General features: G+C 63.2%; 13 protein-coding genes. 4 read left to right on the forward strand and 9 right to left on the reverse strand.

The window, feature by feature from the left end; all coding sequences use genetic code 11:
- Positions 1 to 116 precede the first annotated feature (116 nt).
- The 4 genes from NKJ06_RS12145 to NKJ06_RS12160 form a co-directional block, all read right to left on the reverse strand.
- Entirely contained in the window at positions 117 to 725 is a 609-nt protein-coding gene (locus NKJ06_RS12145; protein WP_502905611.1) for an ABC-type transport auxiliary lipoprotein family protein, read from the reverse strand.
- A 79-nt stretch (positions 726 to 804) separates the two neighbouring features.
- A complete protein-coding gene (locus NKJ06_RS12150) occupies positions 805 to 2,178 on the reverse strand; it encodes an MlaD family protein (RefSeq protein ID WP_352627892.1) in 1,374 nt (457 codons plus the stop codon).
- A 14-nt stretch (positions 2,179 to 2,192) separates the two neighbouring features.
- Entirely contained in the window at positions 2,193 to 3,014 is an 822-nt protein-coding gene (locus NKJ06_RS12155) for an ABC transporter ATP-binding protein (protein ID WP_352627893.1), read from the reverse strand.
- A gap of 1 nt (position 3,015) precedes the next feature.
- Positions 3,016 to 4,203 (reverse strand): MlaE family ABC transporter permease, encoded by a 1,188-nt coding sequence (locus NKJ06_RS12160; protein ID WP_352627894.1) that lies wholly within the window; start codon positions 4,201 to 4,203, stop codon positions 3,016 to 3,018.
- 76 nt (positions 4,204 to 4,279) lie between these two features.
- Here NKJ06_RS12160 and dgcA point away from each other — a divergent pair, with 76 nt between their 5' ends.
- The gene (gene dgcA, locus NKJ06_RS12165; protein ID WP_352809852.1) at positions 4,280 to 5,263 is read left to right on the forward strand and encodes an N-acetyl-D-Glu racemase DgcA; all 984 of its coding nucleotides are present in this window, start codon (positions 4,280 to 4,282) and stop codon (positions 5,261 to 5,263) included.
- Here dgcA and NKJ06_RS12170 read toward each other — a convergent pair.
- Together NKJ06_RS12170 and NKJ06_RS12175 are read right to left on the reverse strand one after the other, a co-directional pair.
- Entirely contained in the window at positions 5,234 to 6,448 is a 1,215-nt protein-coding gene (locus NKJ06_RS12170) for an MFS transporter (RefSeq protein WP_352627896.1), read from the reverse strand. The genes dgcA and NKJ06_RS12170 overlap by 30 nt on opposite strands.
- A 125-nt stretch (positions 6,449 to 6,573) precedes the next feature.
- Positions 6,574 to 7,389 (reverse strand): UDP-2,3-diacylglucosamine diphosphatase, encoded by an 816-nt coding sequence (locus NKJ06_RS12175; protein WP_126068979.1) that lies wholly within the window; start codon positions 7,387 to 7,389, stop codon positions 6,574 to 6,576.
- Between the two features lie 120 nt (positions 7,390 to 7,509).
- Between NKJ06_RS12175 and NKJ06_RS12180 the strand changes: the two genes are divergently transcribed.
- From NKJ06_RS12180 to NKJ06_RS12190, 3 genes are all read left to right on the forward strand, one after another.
- On the forward strand, positions 7,510 to 8,289 hold the full coding sequence (locus NKJ06_RS12180) for an SDR family oxidoreductase (protein ID WP_352627898.1): 780 nt from the start codon (positions 7,510 to 7,512) through the stop codon (positions 8,287 to 8,289).
- Positions 8,290 to 8,466: 177 nt separating this feature from the next.
- A complete protein-coding gene (locus tag NKJ06_RS12185) occupies positions 8,467 to 10,791 on the forward strand; it encodes an NADP-dependent malic enzyme (RefSeq protein WP_352809855.1) in 2,325 nt (774 codons plus the stop codon).
- 90 nt (positions 10,792 to 10,881) lie between these two features.
- The gene (locus tag NKJ06_RS12190; RefSeq protein ID WP_352627900.1) at positions 10,882 to 12,096 is read left to right on the forward strand and encodes a DUF2865 domain-containing protein; all 1,215 of its coding nucleotides are present in this window, start codon (positions 10,882 to 10,884) and stop codon (positions 12,094 to 12,096) included.
- Here NKJ06_RS12190 and gltX read toward each other — a convergent pair.
- The 3 genes from gltX to NKJ06_RS12205 all read right to left on the reverse strand — a co-directional run bounded on the left by gltX (position 12,014) and on the right by NKJ06_RS12205 (position 16,770).
- A complete protein-coding gene (gene gltX, locus NKJ06_RS12195) occupies positions 12,014 to 13,387 on the reverse strand; it encodes a glutamate--tRNA ligase (RefSeq protein ID WP_352627901.1) in 1,374 nt (457 codons plus the stop codon). The two genes, NKJ06_RS12190 and gltX, sit on opposite strands and share 83 nt — an antisense overlap.
- 199 nt (positions 13,388 to 13,586) lie before the next feature.
- Positions 13,587 to 14,768, reverse strand: coding sequence for a hypothetical protein (locus NKJ06_RS12200; protein WP_352627902.1), 1,182 nt, complete (start codon positions 14,766 to 14,768; stop codon positions 13,587 to 13,589).
- A 196-nt stretch (positions 14,769 to 14,964) separates the two neighbouring features.
- On the reverse strand, positions 14,965 to 16,770 hold the full coding sequence (locus NKJ06_RS12205; protein WP_352627903.1) for an ABC transporter ATP-binding protein: 1,806 nt from the start codon (positions 16,768 to 16,770) through the stop codon (positions 14,965 to 14,967).
- Positions 16,771 to 16,910: the final 140 nt, after the last annotated feature.

Here is a 16,910-nt window from a genome sequence, read left to right on the forward strand (position 1 = left end):
GCCTTTTTCATGTCGGCCGATTTGTGTTGTTGGCGCATCTGCCGACGCCGCGGCCGTTGCAGTGCCTCTGACATCAGCGTTGGCAGAAGTGTTATGCGATCAAGCCTTTACGGAGATCAGATCACCGAATCCGTCCAGCGCACGATCTGCCTGGCGGCATCGCCGAACGCGTTGTCGAGCGCACTGACATAGGCCGGATTGCCGCTGCCCGAAACAGGCGCGGAGGCGGTGAAGCTCTTCGAGGCACGCACCTCGCCATTGCGGTCGTTCAGAATGCGCACGAACAGGTCGACCTCGGCATGTTCGCCGCCGTCGACGCTCACTTCGAATGAACGGATCTCGACGATCACCTGATAATCGATCGCCAGGCCCTCGCCCGGCTTGCCGACGCCGGCAAAGCTGCCTGAACGCTGGAACGTCTCGGCCAGCCGCGCCTGCACGATCAGCGGCAGCCGGTCGGCCCATTGCGCGCCCTTGAGATACTGGATCGAGCGATCCGATGGCTTGATGACGATGTTCTGGCTGTCCAGCGCCTTGAGCGCCGAAGGCTGCGCGATCAGGATCTGACGGCGGCTATGGCCATGCGCGTCGACCGAAGGCGCCGACAGCTCAAAGGTGTCGAGCGGCGCAGGCTTGCCACCCAACGCTGCGCAGCCGACCAGCGTCAGGGCAAGCAGTGCCGCAGCCGATGTCCGCCCGCCCGTTCTCACCCACACAGATTTCACACGCGATCCCCGTTGTCCCCGGATCGTAAGATCAAGCCGCTTTCGCGGCCCATGTTTCTGGGGCGCGCCGACACCGAAGTCAACGCCGCGCCCTGCCATCGAACTGCCGGACCTCGCCCTCGCCACCCGAAAGGATGCGCTGCGGATTGCGGCTGAGATCTGTCACCGCCTCCTCAATGCGGCTGATCGAACGGCGGCTGTCCTGCACCAGCGCCTCGACATTCGAAAGCCCCTGGCCCGAGAAGCGCGTCAGATTGTCGGTGATGACGCCAAGACGCGCATTCAGCGTGTCGGCTACCTGCTTGAATGATTTCAGCGTGGCTCTGGCGTCGGCCATCACGCCATCGGCTTGACCCGAGCCGAGCAAGGTGTCGACCCTGGCGAGGATGCCGTCGACGCGCACCGAGGCATCGTTGAGGCGTTGGGCGAGTTGCTTGGCATCCTTGATCGTCTGGTCGATGTCGTCGGCCCGGTTGGCGAATTTGTCGGTCACTTCTGCGATGTCGGCGGCCGCCTTGTCGGCGTTTTCGCTGGCCTTCTGGATGTTGGCGAGTGCGGAACGCACCTGCGCCGGATCGATGCCGTCGAGCACACCGTCGACCTTCGTCAGCGTGCCTTGCGTCTGCTTGGCGAAATCGTTGACCGATCCGACGGCCGTATCGACGTTCTTGATCACGCCGTCGAGCTGTTTCGAAGTCTCCTTGAGGTTGCCTGTCACCGTATCGACGTTGGCGACAATGCTCTTGATCTTGTCCTTGTCGACGGCGTTGAGCAGACCTTCGGCTGCCTTGAGCGTGCCGTCGAGCTTGCCGGAAACGCCTTTCAGCTCATCGGACAGCGCACTGGCGGCGGACAGGAACTTGTCGATACCGTCCGAATTCTTGGCCAGCGCATCGGAGAAGGTCTGCACGTTCTGCACGGTCTGCGTCAGCGGCCCGCGAACGTCCTTGGTGAAGCCTTCGAGTTCCGTGAGCACCTTGTCGGCGCGGGTAAAGATGTTCTGCGCTGTCTGCAAGAGGTTGGTCACCGCCGACGGGTTGGCGACGATCTCGGCGACCTTGCCTTCCTTTTCCGCCTGGTCGAGGAGTTTTACTTCCTTGGGGTCAGCGCCCTTGAGTTCGATGTTGGCCTGTCCAGTGAGGCCGGCAAGACCGATATCCGCCTGCGTCGACTTGGTGATCGGCGTCAGTCGATCGATCTCGGTGTCGGCGATGGCGACAGTCGGATTGTCGACGTCGATATAGACGCGCCTGACATCACCAACCTTGACGCCGTTGAACAGCACGAAACTGCCGCGGCCAAGCCCGGACGCCGAGCCTGGAATGCGCACGCGCAGCAACGTCGTCTCGCCCTTGTCTCCGATCGCCGCCGTCCAGTAGACGAAGGCAAACGCCGCCAGGATCGCGGCCAGCGTGAAAATGCCGACAATGACGTAATTGGCTCTGGTTTCCATTGTCCCACTTATGGCTATGCGCGCGCGGCAAGATCAAGTTGCCGAGCGCGTTTTCCGCGGAAATAGGACTTTACCCACGGCTCCTCGCTCTTCAGCATGTCGTCGATGGTGCCTTCGACCAGTACTTTCTTCTTGCCGAGCACGGCCACGCGGTCGCAAGCGGTGAAAAGCGTGTCGAGATCGTGCGTCACCATGTAGACGGTCAGATCCATCGTATCGCGCAGCTTGACCACCAGCTCGTCGAACTCCGCCGCGCTGATCGGATCGAGGCCCGATGTCGGCTCGTCGAGGAAGACGATATCGGGGTCGAGTGCCAGCGCCCGCGCCAGCGCCGCTCGCTTGATCATGCCGCCGGAAAGTTCGGACGGAAATTTCTGCGCCGCGTCCGGCGGCAATCCGACCAGTTCGATCTTGAGCAGCGCCAGCTCATCCATCAGCTTCTTAGGCAGGTCGAGATATTCGCGCATCGGCACCTGGACGTTCTCCAGCACCGTTAGTGCCGAAAACAGAGCTCCGTGCTGGAACAGCACGCCAAGCCGCATATCGATGCGCAGACGCTCCACTTCGCTGGCCTTCTCGACATCGACGCCGAACAGCTTGATCGTTCCCGACTGCTTGCGCGTCAGGCCAAGGATGGTTCGCAACAGAACGGATTTGCCGGCACCTGAGGCGCCGACAAAGCCGAGGATTTCGCCACGCCTGATATCGAGCGACAATTTGTCGAGGATGAGCTTGTCGGCGAAGGAGACGCTGATGTTGTGCGCGGAAAGCACGATGTCGCCTTCGCCCGCATCGTCCGCCACCGCAATCGTCTTTGTCCTGCGCCGCAGCTTCATTTCAAAACTCGATCGCTGCGTAGAACATGGCGAAAAGCCCGTCGAGGATGATGACGACGAAAATCGACTTCACCACCGAGGCTGTCACGTGCTGGCCGAGCGATTCCGCGCTGCCGCCGACCTTCATGCCTTCGACCGAGGCAATCGTGCCAATGATCATGGCCATGAACGGCGCCTTGATCAGGCCGGCGAAAATCGTACTGAGATCGATGGCGACACGCAGCCGGTCGAGGAAGGCGGCCGGCGCGATGTCGGAATAGAGCCAGGCAGCCAGTATGCCGCCGCCGAGTGCGGCGAAATTGGCGATGATGGTCAGGCACGGCAAGGCGATGACCAGCGCCACCAGCCGCGGAAAGACCAGGACGCCGATCGGGTTGAGCCCGATGACCTTCAGCGCGTCGACCTCCTCGCGCATCTTCATCGAGCCGATCTCGGCGGTGATCGCGCTGCCGGAGCGGCCGGCGATCATGATCGCCGTCATCAGCACGCCGAGTTCGCGCAGGATCAGCACGCCGACCAGGTCGACGACGAATATATCGGCGCCGAAATAGCTGAGCTGATAGGCGCCTTGCTGGGCAACGATGGCACCGACGATCGCCGACATCAGCACCACCACCGGAATGGCGCCGACACCCATGCGGTCGATCTGGTTGAAGATCGCCGCCGGGTTGACGGCGTGGCCGCGGCCGAGCTTCATCTGCGCGCCGCGAATGGTGGCGCCGAGGATGTTCATCGAGGAAAGGAAGTCGTCGCGCATCTCGTAGACGCGGCGGCCGACCGCCTCCAGCGCGCGGATGACGATATTGGGCGGACCGGCAGCGCCGGATTCGGGTTCGCGCCGCACGGCCTCGCCTACCGCGTCGAGCAGGATCGAAGCGATCTCGCTCTGGCCTTGCATCTGGATCTCGACGCCCTTCTTCTCGAAGGCGCTTACCAGCCGGTCGATCAACCAGGCGCCGGCGGTGTCCATCTTCTCGATCTTGGAAACATCGAGCGCCAAGGTCTTGAAGCCGCTTCGTTTTTCGATCTTGCGCATGTCGGCGTCGATCAGCGCGACGGTCCGTGTCGTCCAGATTCCGGAGAAGGCGCAGCCGAGAACGCCGTCCTCCTCGCCGATTGCCACGCGCGGTTCGTGGTCAGCCTCCCCTGCGGTCGTGCCGCTTGCGTCGCGCTTGCCGATGGTCAACATGGCATCCTGTTTAGCCTGACGGGTCTGACCTGTCGATTTGCCGACAACGCTTGTCGCATAGCAGGAGCAGAAAAATATGGCGCGTGTCATTTCGGTCGAGGCCGAGCGTTTTCCAATCGCCGGAACCTTCACCATCTCGCGCGGTTCCAAGACCGAAGCCGAAGTGATCTCCTGCACGATCAGCGAGGGCGGCCACGCCGGCCGCGGCGAATGCGTTCCCTACAAGCGCTATGGCGAGACCATGGACCGCGTGCGCGAGACGATCGAGGCCATGCGCGACCGGATCGCCGGCGGCATCAGCCGGGCCGCCTTGCTCGATGCCATGCCGGCCGGAGCTGCCCGCAACGCCATCGACTGCGCCCTGTGGGACCTCGAAGCCAAGCTGAGCGGCAAACCAGTAGCATCCAGCATCGGTGCCGCTCCACTACGGGCGCTCGAAACCGCCTACACGCTGTCGCTCGGCGAACCGGAGGCGATGGCGGCGCAGGCCCGCGCCAATGCCGCACGGCCGCTTCTCAAGGTCAAGATCGGTGGCGACAACGATATCGCCCGCATCCGCGCCGTCAGGCAAGCGGCACCCGACAGCCGAATCATCCTCGACGCCAATGAGGGCTGGAACGACGACAATATCGTTGCAAACCTTGCATTCGCCGCCGAGCAAGGCATCGCGCTGATCGAACAGCCGCTGCCGGCCGGCCATGACGAGATCCTGGGCCATATCGCGCATCCCGTGCCGATCTGCGCCGATGAAAGCGTGCACGAGGCGAAGAACCTCGCAGCTCTTGTTGGCCTCTACGACGCCGTCAACATCAAGCTCGACAAGTCGGGCGGCCGGGCCGCCGCCCGTGTGCTGCGCGATCGCGCCCGCGAACTCGGTTTCGGCGTCATGGTCGGCTGCATGGTCGGCACGTCGCTGGCGATGGCCCCGGCGGTGTTGCTCGCTCAGGATGCAGATTTCGTCGACCTCGACGGTCCGCTGCTGCTTGCCCGCGACCGTGTGCCCGGCCTTGTCTATCAGGGATCGCTGGTGTCACCGCCTGATACGGCGCTGTGGGGCTGAGCGCGCCGCAAACCCGATCAGCACCAGTCCGATCAAGGCGATCGGGATCATGGCAAAAAAGCCGTCGACGCCGAAACGCTCGTAAAGCGGGCCGGACGCCAGCGTTACCACCGCCATGAAGAAGCCGTTGGAGAAATAGGCAATGCCTTGCGCGGCACCGGTTCGCTCCTCGGAGACCGTTTCGCCGATCATCTTCTGCAGGCCGATCAGCACCAACGCCACCGAAACCGAGTGCAGCGACTGGACGCCAAAAAATCCGGCAACGCCGAGCCCGAGCGGCCAGACCAGCGGAAAGGCGATCCAGCGCACGATCGAGCCGATCCCTGCCATCACCATGATCGACACGACGGAGAACCGGTCGAAAAAGCGGGTGAACATCATGAACATGCAGACTTCCGACACCACGCCCCAAGCCCACAAAAGGCCGACAACCGAATCGCTGAGGCCGATCGATTTCCAGTAGATGGAGACGAAGCCGTAGAGAAATGCGTGGCTGGCGGTGATGATGCCGACGCCGATCGAAAAATACAGGAAATACGGGTTGAGAAGCTTCGGTGCTGAATGCTGGATGTCTGTGGCCGACAGCGGTGAAGCGCGCCGCGGACGGCCAAGACGCGGCGCCAGCAGCCCTGCGGCAAGGGCCGCGACAAACGCCACGAGAATGATCACCGGAACCGCCCGCGACCCGGTTGCCGACAGGATGAAGCCGCCGGCGACATTGGCGAGCAGATAAGAGATCGAGCCCCATTTGCGCATGCTCGTATAGTTCGAGCCGAAGCGGCGCACACCCGAAAGCGCCAGCGAATCGGCGATCGGCGAATGCGGCGTCCAGACGATGGTCAGCGCCAGCGAAACCGCCAGCACCATGGCGTAGGTCGGCGTCAGGAAATAACCGGCTGACAAAAGCAGCGACGCAGCTACCAGCGCGACGTAGACATCGGCGCGATCCCTGGCACGATCAGCCAACGCGGTCAGCAACGGCGTCGTCACCACGCGCAGGAACATGGGGGCCGCCAGAATGACGGCGATCTGCTCGGCATGAAAACCCTTGGCCTGTAGCCACAGCGGAAAGTAAGGCAGATGCGTTCCGAGCGGCACGAACAGCGTCGCGAAAATCAGGCTCATGCGCAGTTCGAAATGGCGCGGCTTGACGAGTTGTTCGGGCGAAAGCGGCGGCAGGGACATGAATCGATCCAATAACGCTGCACTCGGCCGGATGGCAGCGCGTATCGATCCCTTAACATGGGCGAAAACCGGGCGAAACCGGTTGGACTAATCGATTGATCCCGGAGTCCGGACGAACGCCGGCGCTATGCCGCCTGCCCAACCCGGTCTTCGATGAGCAACGGGATAAAGGGCTCGTCCGGCGCCTCGGGCAGCACCTGTGCCCAGGTCAGGATTTCCATCCGGCCATCAAAATGCTCGACCACAGCCGTGCAGCTTTCCACCCAGTCACCGGTGTTGATGTACTGGACATCGCCAAAATTCTCGATGACGGCATGATGGATGTGGCCGCAGATGACGCCGTCGACATGCGAGCGGCGCGCCTCGTCCGCAAGCATGGTCTGGAACGAGCCGATGAAGTTCACCGCCTTCTTGACGTTGACCTTGGCCCAGGAGGAAAACGACCAGTATGGCAGGCCGAGCAGCTGGCGCAGCCGCGTCACCACGCGGTTGACCAGCATGGCCGCGTCATAGGCGTGGTCGCCGAGGTAGGCGAGCCAGCGCGCGTTGTGGACGACGGTGTCGAACTGGTCGCCATGGATGACGAGCAGGCGCTTGCCGTCGGCGGTCTCGTGGATGGCGCGGTCGGCGACAACGATGCCGCCGAAATGCACGCCCTGGAACTGGCGGGCGAATTCGTCATGGTTGCCGGCGATGTAGGTGATATTGGCGCCCTTGCGCGCCTTGCGCAGCAATTTTTGCACGACGTCGTTATGGCTTTGCGGCCAGTGCCAGCTCCGCCGCAGCCGCCAGCCGTCGACGATGTCACCGACCAGGTAGATGATGTCGGCGTCGTGATGTCTAAGGAAATCGATCAGGAATTCGGCCTTCGCCGCCTTCGAGCCCAGATGGACGTCGGAAATGAACATGCTGCGAAAAGTGCGGGGCTCTTGGCCGGACATCGCGATTTCACCCTTGCTTTCGCGAGAGCCTATGCCCCGATTCATGCAACAACCGTATGACGGTTGCGATTGGTCCAGCCGAAGGACTAGCTTGCCGCCGGCTCACAAGGAGAAATCATCATGGATCTCGGTATCAGCGGGAAGAAGGCCATTGTCTGCGCTTCGAGCAAGGGACTTGGGCGCGGTTGCGCCATGGCGCTGGCCGAGGCCGGCTGCGACATCGTCGTCAACGGGCGCAATGCAGAGCTGGTGGCGAAAACCGCCGCGGAGTTGCGCCAGCGCCATGGCGTCAGGGTGACGGAAGTCGTTGGCGACGTTTCCAAGCCCGAGGTGCAGAAGGCGCTGCTCGCGGCCTGCCCGGACCCGGATATCCTCGTAAACAACAACGGCGGACCGCCGCTTCGCGATTTTCGCACGCTCGACCGCGAAAAGATCCTCGAAGGCGTCACCCAGAACATGGTGACGCCGATCGAGCTGGTTCAGGCTGTCCTCGACGGCATGGCGGCGCGCGGCTTCGGCCGCATCGTCAACATCACCTCGCTATCGGTCTACGTGCCCATTCCAGGCCTAGATCTGTCGTCCGGCGCGCGCGCTGGCCTGACCTCGTTCCTGGCCGGCGTGGCGCGGACGGTGGCGGATCGCAACGTGACCATCAACAGTCTTTTACCGGGCAAGCTCGATACCGACCGGCTGCGCGGGCCGCACGAGGCCGGCACATCAGAGGATCCTGCCGCCGCAGCAGCCCGCAAGACGCGCATCAGCGCCGATGTTCCGGCCAAGCGGCTCGGCACGCCGGAGGAATTCGGCCAGATCTGCGCTTTCCTGTGCTCGGTCCATGCCGGCTATCTGACCGGGCAGAACATACCGGTCGATGGCGGTCTCTACGTCAGCGCCTTTTGATCGACGCGCCTGCCGACCAGCAGCAAACATTTGCGATAAAATCGGCATAAGCACTTGATAGACAATGGTTTTCTATGGGCCGCAGGGTAAAGCCGCCGGCGCGTCAATTAGCGTCGCGAAAAACCTCGGCTGCATGCTAAAAGGGAATCTCCAGGCAGATTTCGAGGGAGCGGCCGCATGGAAGGCGAGAGCAAAAAGACGGCACGTTCGGACCTCGACGAAGCCGCCCTCTACTTCCACAAGCATCCAAGGCCGGGAAAGCTCGAGATCCAGGCGACCAAGCCGCTCGGTAACCAGCGCGATCTCGCGCTCGCCTATTCGCCTGGTGTCGCCGCCCCTTGCCTGGAAATCCGCGACGATCCGGCGACCGCCGCCGACTATACCGCGCGCGCCAATCTGGTTGGTGTCGTCTCCAACGGTTCGGCGGTGCTCGGCCTCGGCAATATCGGCCCGCTGGCCTCCAAGCCGGTCATGGAGGGCAAGGCTGTCCTGTTCAAGAAGTTCGCCGGTATCGACGTCTTCGACATCGAGATCGACGCGCCCGGCATCGAGCGCATGGTCGAGACGATCTCGGCGCTGGAGCCGACCTTCGGCGGCATCAACCTCGAGGACATCAAGGCACCGGAGTGCTTCGAGGTAGAGGAGCAGTTGAAGGCCCGCATGGGCATACCGGTGTTTCACGACGATCAGCACGGCACCGCCATCATCGTCGCCGCCGCCGTGCTCAACGGGTTGGAATTCGCCAGCAAGACCATATCGGACATCAAGATCGTCACCTCAGGCGCCGGCGCGGCGGCCTTGGCTTGCCTCAACCTGCTGGTCTCGCTCGGCGCGCGTGTCGAAAACATCTGGGTCACCGACCGTTTCGGTGTCGCCTACAAGGGCCGCACCGACGAGATGGACCGCTGGAAAGACCCTTATGTGAAGGATACCGAGGCGCGCACGCTGGCTGATGTCATATCAGGCGCCGACGTCTTCCTCGGCCTGTCGGCCGCAGGCGTGCTGAAGCCGGAACTGCTCCAGCACATGGCGCCAAAGCCGCTAATCCTGGCGCTGGCCAACCCCAATCCGGAGATCATGCCGGAGGTGGCGCGCGCGGCGCGTCCCGACGCGATGATCTGCACTGGCCGTTCCGATTTTCCCAACCAGGTCAATAACGTACTGTGTTTTCCTTACATCTTTCGCGGTGCGCTTGACTGTGGTGCCAGCGCCATCAACGAGGAGATGAAGATGGCAGCGGTGCGGGCGATCGCAGCGCTCGCCCGTGAAGAACCGTCCGATGTCGCGGCTCGCGCCTATTCCGGCGAGACGCCGATCTTCGGCCCCGAGTTCCTGATCCCCTCGCCTTTCGATCCGCGCCTGATCCTGCGCATCGCCCCGGCCGTCGCCAAGGCTGCCTGCGACACCGGTGTCGCGACAAGGCCGATCACCGCCTTCGCCGCCTATATCGACAAACTGAACCGCTTCGTCTTCCGCTCCGGCCTGGTGATGAAGCCGGTTTTCTCGTCCGCCAAGGCGTCGAGCGCCAAGCGCGTCATTTATGCCGACGGCGAGGACGAGCGCGTGCTGCGCGCCGCCCAGGTGGTACTCGAGGAAGGCATCGCCGAGCCGATCCTGATCGGCCGCCCGCATGTCATCGAAGTGCGCCTGAAACGCTATGGCTTGCGCATCAAGCCCGGCGTCGATTTCGGCCTGATCAACCCGGAAGACGATCCGCGCTATCGCCACTATGTCGACCTGCTGATCGAACTCGCCGGCCGGCGCGGCGTGACGACGGAGGCCGCGCGCACCATGGTGCGCACTGACAACACGGTGATCGCAGCGCTTGCACTGAAGCGCGGCGATGCCGACGCCATGGTCTGCGGCCTCGAAGGCCGCTTCGAGCGGCATCTGCGCAACGTCACCCTGATCATCGGCCCGCGCACCGGCGTTAGGGATCGCGATCTCTCGACGCTGTCCATGCTGATCTCGCAGCGCGGCATCATTTTCCTGACCGACACGCACGTCTCCGTCGATCCGACGGCCGAGGAGATCGCCGAGATGACGGTACTGGCGGCGGAAGAAATCCAGCGCTTCGGCATCGAGCCGAAGGCAGCACTCCTGTCGCATTCGGATTTCGGTTCGCGCGATTCACCCAGCGCGCTCAAGATGCGGCAAGCGGCAGCGATCCTGGCGCGCATCGCGCCCGAGTTGGAGTGCGACGGCGAGATGCATGCCGATTCCGCTTTGTCGGAGCATCTGCGCCAGCGCGTCTATCCGCACTCGCGGCTGAAGGGCGAAGCCAATCTGCTGGTGTTCCCCAATCTCGATTCGGCCAACATTACGCTGACCGCGCTCAGAACCATGATGGATGCGCTGCATGTCGGGCCGATCCTGCTCGGCACGGACATGCCGGCGCACATATTGACGCCGTCGGTCACCTCGCGCGGCGTCGTCAACATGACGGCGCTTGCCGTGGTCGAAGCCGCCCACAAGGCGCAGGCGGTCGTCAATCTGGGCTGAACGCGGATTTCGCGATAAACTGCAGTTAACCGCGAACACGATAGCCTTGCGGGCCAACGGGCGGGATTTGGGCAGGCGGAGTTTGGGCGGATGGCAAGCGGAGGGTGGAAGCAGGCGCATACTGCCGTGCTGCTCGGCCTCCTGCTGTCCAGCGCCTGGGTGGCCGAACCGCAGGCCGCGTCGCGGGTCTGCCGCCAGTTGGAGGCCGATCTTGCCGCGGCCTCACGCAGTGGCGGTGGTGGTCCGGCACTGATCAGGAAATACGATTCCGCAATTGCCAGGCAGCATGAGCAGATATCAAAAGCCCGCAGCCAGGCGAGCCGGGCCGGGTGCGGCTTTTCGCTGTTTGGCCGCAACCTCAATCAATGCGCCGGGCTCAACGCTACCATCGACCGCATGAATGCCAATCTCGACGCCCTGCAAAACAAGCGCGAGCGGATGGCCGGCGGTGGCTCGCGCCGTGACCGCGGACGCATCCTTGCGGCACTTGATGCCAATGGCTGCCGTAACGACACCGTTGCGCCACGCCGTGCTCCCCTCCAGGAAGCCAACCGCGACGGCGGCAGCACAAACCTGTTCGACCAGCTTTTCGGCGGCAACAGCCAGCAGCTCGATACGCTCGATAATACACTTGACCAGCCTGACGATCCCGGCGAGGAGCGCGACGTTCGCCGGGTGCTCAACCGGCCCGGCGTACCGGACTTTCCGAGCGTCGGCGGTGAATTCCACACTTCCTGTGTGCGCACCTGCGACGGATACTTCTTTCCGATGTCGAACTCGGCCTCGGCAGGCGATTTCGAACGCGACCAGAAGAATTGCGAATCGAGCTGCCCCGGCACCGAGATGCAGGTTTTCTACTCGCGCGGCATGGACGACGATTCGGCCTCGATGACGTCGTCGGTCACCGGCCGGCCCTACAGCGAATTGCCGACCGCCTATCTCTACAAGCAGCCCGACATGTCGCGGCCGCCGGCTTGCGGCTGCAACGCCGCCGCGCAGGGCTTCCAGATCATCGCCGGCAACCCGCCAAGCCCGGAGCAATCGCAGCCCGAAACGGACGCTGCACCGTTCATCCCAGTCCCCGTTTCCAAGCCAGACCCGGGCGTTGATCCGGAAACCCTTGCAAATCTCGAAGGCGGACTCGACCGCGACGCCATAAAACGGCTTTCCGCCAAGCCGGTGACCTCGCCGGTGTCCGCGCTGCCGCCGGAACAACGCAAAATCAGGGTCGTCGGGCCAACGTTCCTTCCCGACCCATCAGCGGCAATAGATCTGCAAGCTCCGGCCCCGAAGGCAGTCCGGTAAGGGCTGTTCTGAGCGGCATGAACAGGGCTTTGCCTTTGCGGCCGGTCGCTTCCCTGATCTTGCCCGTCCAGTCTTTCCAGATCGTCCCGTTCCAGGGTTCCTCCGGCAACAGATCGAAGGCCTGACCAAGAAAATCGCGGTCGTCATCGGAAAATTCCGGCTTCTCCTGCGGTCCTTCGCGCACGATACGCCACCAGTTGACCGCATCGGCCAGCCGATCGAGATTGCCTCGCACCGCCAGCCAGAACGGTTCGGCCTGCTCGCCCGAAACGCCGAGCACGATCAGCCGGTCTTGCGCCTCGGCGAACGGCATATGATGCAGCAGTGTCCGGTTGAGCACGAACAGCTCGTCAGGGTCGAACTTGGCCGCGGATTTCGATGTCGCCGCAGGATCAAAGCGCTCCGCGAGTTCACCCATAGTCGGCACCGCCGCGACATTCTCCGAGGTGCCGACCAGCACGGCCAGCGAGGCGACGGCCATCGGCTCGATGCCGTCCTCGCGCAGGCTTTCGATGGAGAGCGCGCCGGTGCGTTTCGACAGTCCTTCGCCCGATGCCGTGGTCAACAGGTTGTGGTGGCCGAACACCGGCGACACGGCAGCCAGTGCCTGGAACAGGGCAATCTGCACGCCGGTATTGGTGACGTGGTCGTCGCCACGGATGACATGGCTGACGCCCATCTCGATGTCGTCGACCACTGAGGGCAGCGTATAGAGATAGGTGCCGTCCTCGCGCACCAGCACCGGATCGGAAAGCGAGGCGAGGTCGACGGTTTCCTCGCCGCGCACCAGATCGTTCCAGTGGATTTCGGTGCGTTCCGGCTGTTGCGGATCGCCCGAGAAATTGGGGAGGAGAAAACGCCAGTGCGGCCGGCGGCCATCGGCCTGGTATTCGGCGATCTGCTCTTGGGTCAACGTCAGCGCCTCACGACCATAGACCGGCGGCAGGCCGCGCGTTCGGCGCACCTTGCGCCTGAGATCCAGTTCCTCCGGCGTTTCGTAGCAGGCATAGAGAACGCCTGATGCCTTCAGCCTCTCAACCGCTGCGTCATAGACCTCGAAGCGTCGCGACTGGTACTCGGTGGCGTCCGGGAAAATGCCCAGCCAATGCAGATCGTAGAGTATCGCGTCTGAAAATTCCTGCTTCGAGCGGGCAATGTCGGTGTCGTCGAAGCGCTGGATGAAGCGGCCCTTGTTGTTCATGGCAAACAGCCAGTTGAACAGAGCCGTGCGCGCATTGCCGATATGGATGCGGCCGGTTGGCGACGGGGCGAAACGAACGGTAACTGTCATGAGTGGGGCGTACCGGATGCTTTTGCGATTGACAAGACGCGCCCCCGCGCTGCCCGGCAGACATAGAACATGGCGAACGCGATGAAAAGGCCGGGGTGGCGCGTCTCAGGCGGCGCATAGGCGGCGGCCAGCCTGACGGCGCCCGCCTTGACCGAGCGCAGCCAGCCGATGGCGCCGACGAACAAGTTGTCGAAGGCAATCAGTGGCCGAAGTCGTCGGAACTAAGACGGGTCCAGCGGTCGCCCATCACCCCACCGATAAAGATGTCACCGGAGCGGACCGCTTCCGTGACCTCGGCGATTCGCGAGCGGACCATCGTCCCCCCGGCATAGCGGAAGAAGAGATTCTTGTAGCCAAAGAGTTGAGGCATGAATCTGCTCTGCGTCTGCCCCGTGATGCCCACGCAGCCCATATCCCACGCGGCCGCGATAAGCCCATCCAGCGTCGCGCGCCAGTGAGATCCGGACGACTGGATTTGCAACAGGTTCGCGATGTCGCCGGCTTGACCGTAGAAGGCATAACAACCGAGCATTTTGCCCGTTTCGCCGTAAGTCCCACCGAAATGAAGCGGGCCGTCGGCCCGCTTCACGGCGGCCAGCGCGAGCAGCCGTGGCAACTCGCCATCCTTCCAACTCGGCCGAAGAGCGTAATCGGACAGCAAGGTCGGCAGCCGCTCGGCAAATTGCGCGGCATCGATCGTCTCACGGTGGACGCGTTGCGACGATGAAAGCTGGACGGGGGGCTCGAACCTTCTTTTCGCAAGAGCATCGAGTGCTCTCGCGCAGGGATCGAGTGCCAAGCGAGGCAGGCCGGGCCATTTACGGTGCAGTGCGGAGGCGGCCATCGCGGCCGGCCGGAAAATACAGGTCCATCCCAGACAATGCACAGGCAGGAGCTGATACTTCATCGGGCGCGCGAAGGCCAGAGATGTCCGGTTGGCCGAATCGGTCAGTTGCAGATCGAATTCGCCTTGGTGCAAGGCACGCAGCAATTGCGGTCCCGCCGAGCCATCGTCGGTGCCGGGGTCGGCCATGAGCGGACCGATGATGGCCGCATTCAATGCCGCTCCGTTAAGCTCGTAGCGGGCTTTCAGGACGCCGAGGAACCCACCCAGACGACCCTGCCGGTTAATCTGGACAAGAGCGTTACTGGCACCGGACTGGCCGGCTGGGCCAAGATAAATCTCTCTCATATACTCGGTCGTCTCCGCGATCGCGCGATCGAGGAGATGACGCCGCCGCCGGCGAAACTTCGTCAGGAAGAGTTCGGCGACGCGCTCGAGATCTTCGGCAGCGAGCGGCCGGACCGAGCCGTGCTGAGAGTCCAGCACCGACGGCGCAGCCACCTTTCCCGGACCGGCATTTGCGGAAACAAGATGCATCGTGAAAACCGCTTGAGGTTGCTTTGATATGCATATATCAACCACCGATAGAAACAACGCATCTCCATCGGTAACGTAAACAGACGTCCCAAACTCAGAATCTGGAATGGACTTCACAGTCCGGTTTGCTCGACCGGCACACGCTGAGTGACAGGACTAGAGGTGACCCCCGGCCAAAGCCGGAGGCCTCCTCAGATCAGACAGCCAGACCCTTGGTCAGTTCCAGCGCCTGGCGCTCGAACAGGCGACGGTAGATGCCGCCTTTCAGCCGGATCAGTTCGTCATGCGAGCCTTCCTCGACAATGTTTCCGCGATCGAAAACCAGCAGCCGGTCAAGCGCCCGCACCGTCGAAAGCCGGTGCGCGATGACCAATGTGGTGCGGCCGACCATCAGCCGCTCCATCGCCTGCTGGATCAGCACCTCCGATTCCGAATCGAGGCTCGATGTCGCCTCGTCCAGGATCAGGATGCGCGCATCGGCAAGAAAGGCGCGCGCGATCGCCACGCGCTGACGCTCGCCGCCCGACAGTTTCACACCGCGTTCGCCGACCAGAGTGCCGTAGCCCTTCGGCAGGTTGGTGATGAAATCATGCGCGCTCGCCAGCTTTGCGGCGTGCTCGATCTCATCCTGCGTCGCGCTCGGCCTGCTATAGGCGATGTTCTCGGCCAGCGACCGATGGAACAGGATCGGTTCCTGCTGGACGATGGCGATCTGCCCGCGCAGCGACGCTTGCGCTACCTGCGAGATGTCCTGACCGTCGACCAGGATCTTTCCCGCATTCACGTCATAGAGGCGCTGGATCAGCTTGACGAAGGTCGTCTTGCCCGATCCCGAATGGCCGACTAGCCCGACACGTTCACCCGGCGCGATGTCGACCGAAAAGTCACGGTAGAGCGCCGATCGGTGACTGCCATAGTGAAAAGTGACGTCGTCGAAGCGGATAGCCCCTTCAGTGATCCGGATCGGCTTGGCGCCGCGCCGGTCTTCGATGCCGAGCGGTTCGGACTGGAAATCGACCAGCTCCTCCATGTCGTTGATCGAGCGCTGCAGATTGCGGATATGCGTGCCGATATCCCTGAGATAGCCCTGCAGCACGAAGAGCGAGGTCAGCACGAAGGCGACGTCGCCGGCGCTCGCCTGTCCCCACGACCACAGCATCAGCGCCAGGCCGATCACCGCGGCCCGCATGACCAGCAGCAGCGCCCCTTGCGTGGTGCCGTTGATGGTGCCGCGCACCCAGGTGCGGCGCGTGCGCGCACGCCATTTGGCGACGACCCTGGCGAGGCGACGCTCCTCGCGCTCCTCGGCGCCAAAGCCCTTGACCACGGCGTTGCAGCTCACCGCGTCGGCCAGCGAGCCGCCGAGGCGCGTGTCCCAGGTGTTCGCGAGCCTTGCCGCCGGGGCGACATAGCCAAGCGACAGCATCGTCGTGACCATGATGAACAGCATCGAACCGGCGGCGACGACCGCGCCCATCAGCGGCCAGAACCAGCCGAGCAGCAGCGTCGAGCCGACCAGCATGACGACGGACGGCAGCAGCGCGATGAGGATCGTGTCGTTGAGCAAGTCGAGCGCCCACATGCCGCGTGTCACCTTGCGCACGGTCGAGCCGGCAAAGCTGTTGGCATGCCAGTCGGTGGAAAAGCGCTGGACGCGATGGAAGGCGTCGGCGGCGATATCCGCCATCATTTTCAACGTCAATTCGACGATGCCCATGAAGGCAAGGTTGCGCAAAACAACGCCGGTCAATGCAAGGGCCATCAGCATCGAAAACGCCGTCACCGCGGCATTCCAGGCAATGGCGTCCGCGCCGGCGCTGCTGGCGACAGCGTCGACCAACCGGCCGGAATAGAGCGGCGTCAGGACGTCGGCCAGCGTCGACAGCAGGAAGCCGCCCATGATGAGCAAAAGCCGCCACGGCTGGCGCCGCCAATGGGTGAGCGTGAAGCCAAGAACGCTGCGAAAGGCGCTCGCGCGCAAATCGATTCGAAAACGAGCCATGATGTCATTCGGGCGCAAACGAGCCCGATCCCAGTAAAGTCGAAAATTGAAGAAGCCGCGCAAGGGGCCAATGAGCGCCCAGAAAGCGGAGTGGCATATTTGGCGTCTCGCCCGTAATCGGGCGGCGACCGGCATCGGCA

It is taken from the genome of Mesorhizobium sp. M0293 (assembly GCF_040321735.1).
Lineage (GTDB): Bacteria > Pseudomonadota > Alphaproteobacteria > Rhizobiales > Rhizobiaceae > Mesorhizobium.

Coding starts and splice junctions, on each gene's coding strand:
- NKJ06_RS12200 (WP_352627902.1), bottom strand. CDS start 14,768: ATGCATCTTGTTTCCGCAAATGCCGGTCCGGGAAAGGTGGCTGCGCCG.
- NKJ06_RS12160 (WP_352627894.1), bottom strand. CDS start 4,203: ATGTTGACCATCGGCAAGCGCGACGCAAGCGGCACGACCGCAGGGGAG.
- NKJ06_RS12150 (WP_352627892.1), bottom strand. CDS start 2,178: ATGGAAACCAGAGCCAATTACGTCATTGTCGGCATTTTCACGCTGGCC.
- dgcA (WP_352809852.1), top strand. CDS start 4,280: ATGGCGCGTGTCATTTCGGTCGAGGCCGAGCGTTTTCCAATCGCCGGA.
- NKJ06_RS12180 (WP_352627898.1), top strand. CDS start 7,510: ATGGATCTCGGTATCAGCGGGAAGAAGGCCATTGTCTGCGCTTCGAGC.
- NKJ06_RS12205 (WP_352627903.1), bottom strand. CDS start 16,770: ATGGCTCGTTTTCGAATCGATTTGCGCGCGAGCGCCTTTCGCAGCGTT.
- NKJ06_RS12175 (WP_126068979.1), bottom strand. CDS start 7,389: ATGTCCGGCCAAGAGCCCCGCACTTTTCGCAGCATGTTCATTTCCGAC.
- gltX (WP_352627901.1), bottom strand. CDS start 13,387: ATGACAGTTACCGTTCGTTTCGCCCCGTCGCCAACCGGCCGCATCCAT.
- NKJ06_RS12190 (WP_352627900.1), top strand. CDS start 10,882: ATGGCAAGCGGAGGGTGGAAGCAGGCGCATACTGCCGTGCTGCTCGGC.
- NKJ06_RS12170 (WP_352627896.1), bottom strand. CDS start 6,448: ATGTCCCTGCCGCCGCTTTCGCCCGAACAACTCGTCAAGCCGCGCCAT.
- NKJ06_RS12185 (WP_352809855.1), top strand. CDS start 8,467: ATGGAAGGCGAGAGCAAAAAGACGGCACGTTCGGACCTCGACGAAGCC.
- NKJ06_RS12155 (WP_352627893.1), bottom strand. CDS start 3,014: ATGAAGCTGCGGCGCAGGACAAAGACGATTGCGGTGGCGGACGATGCG.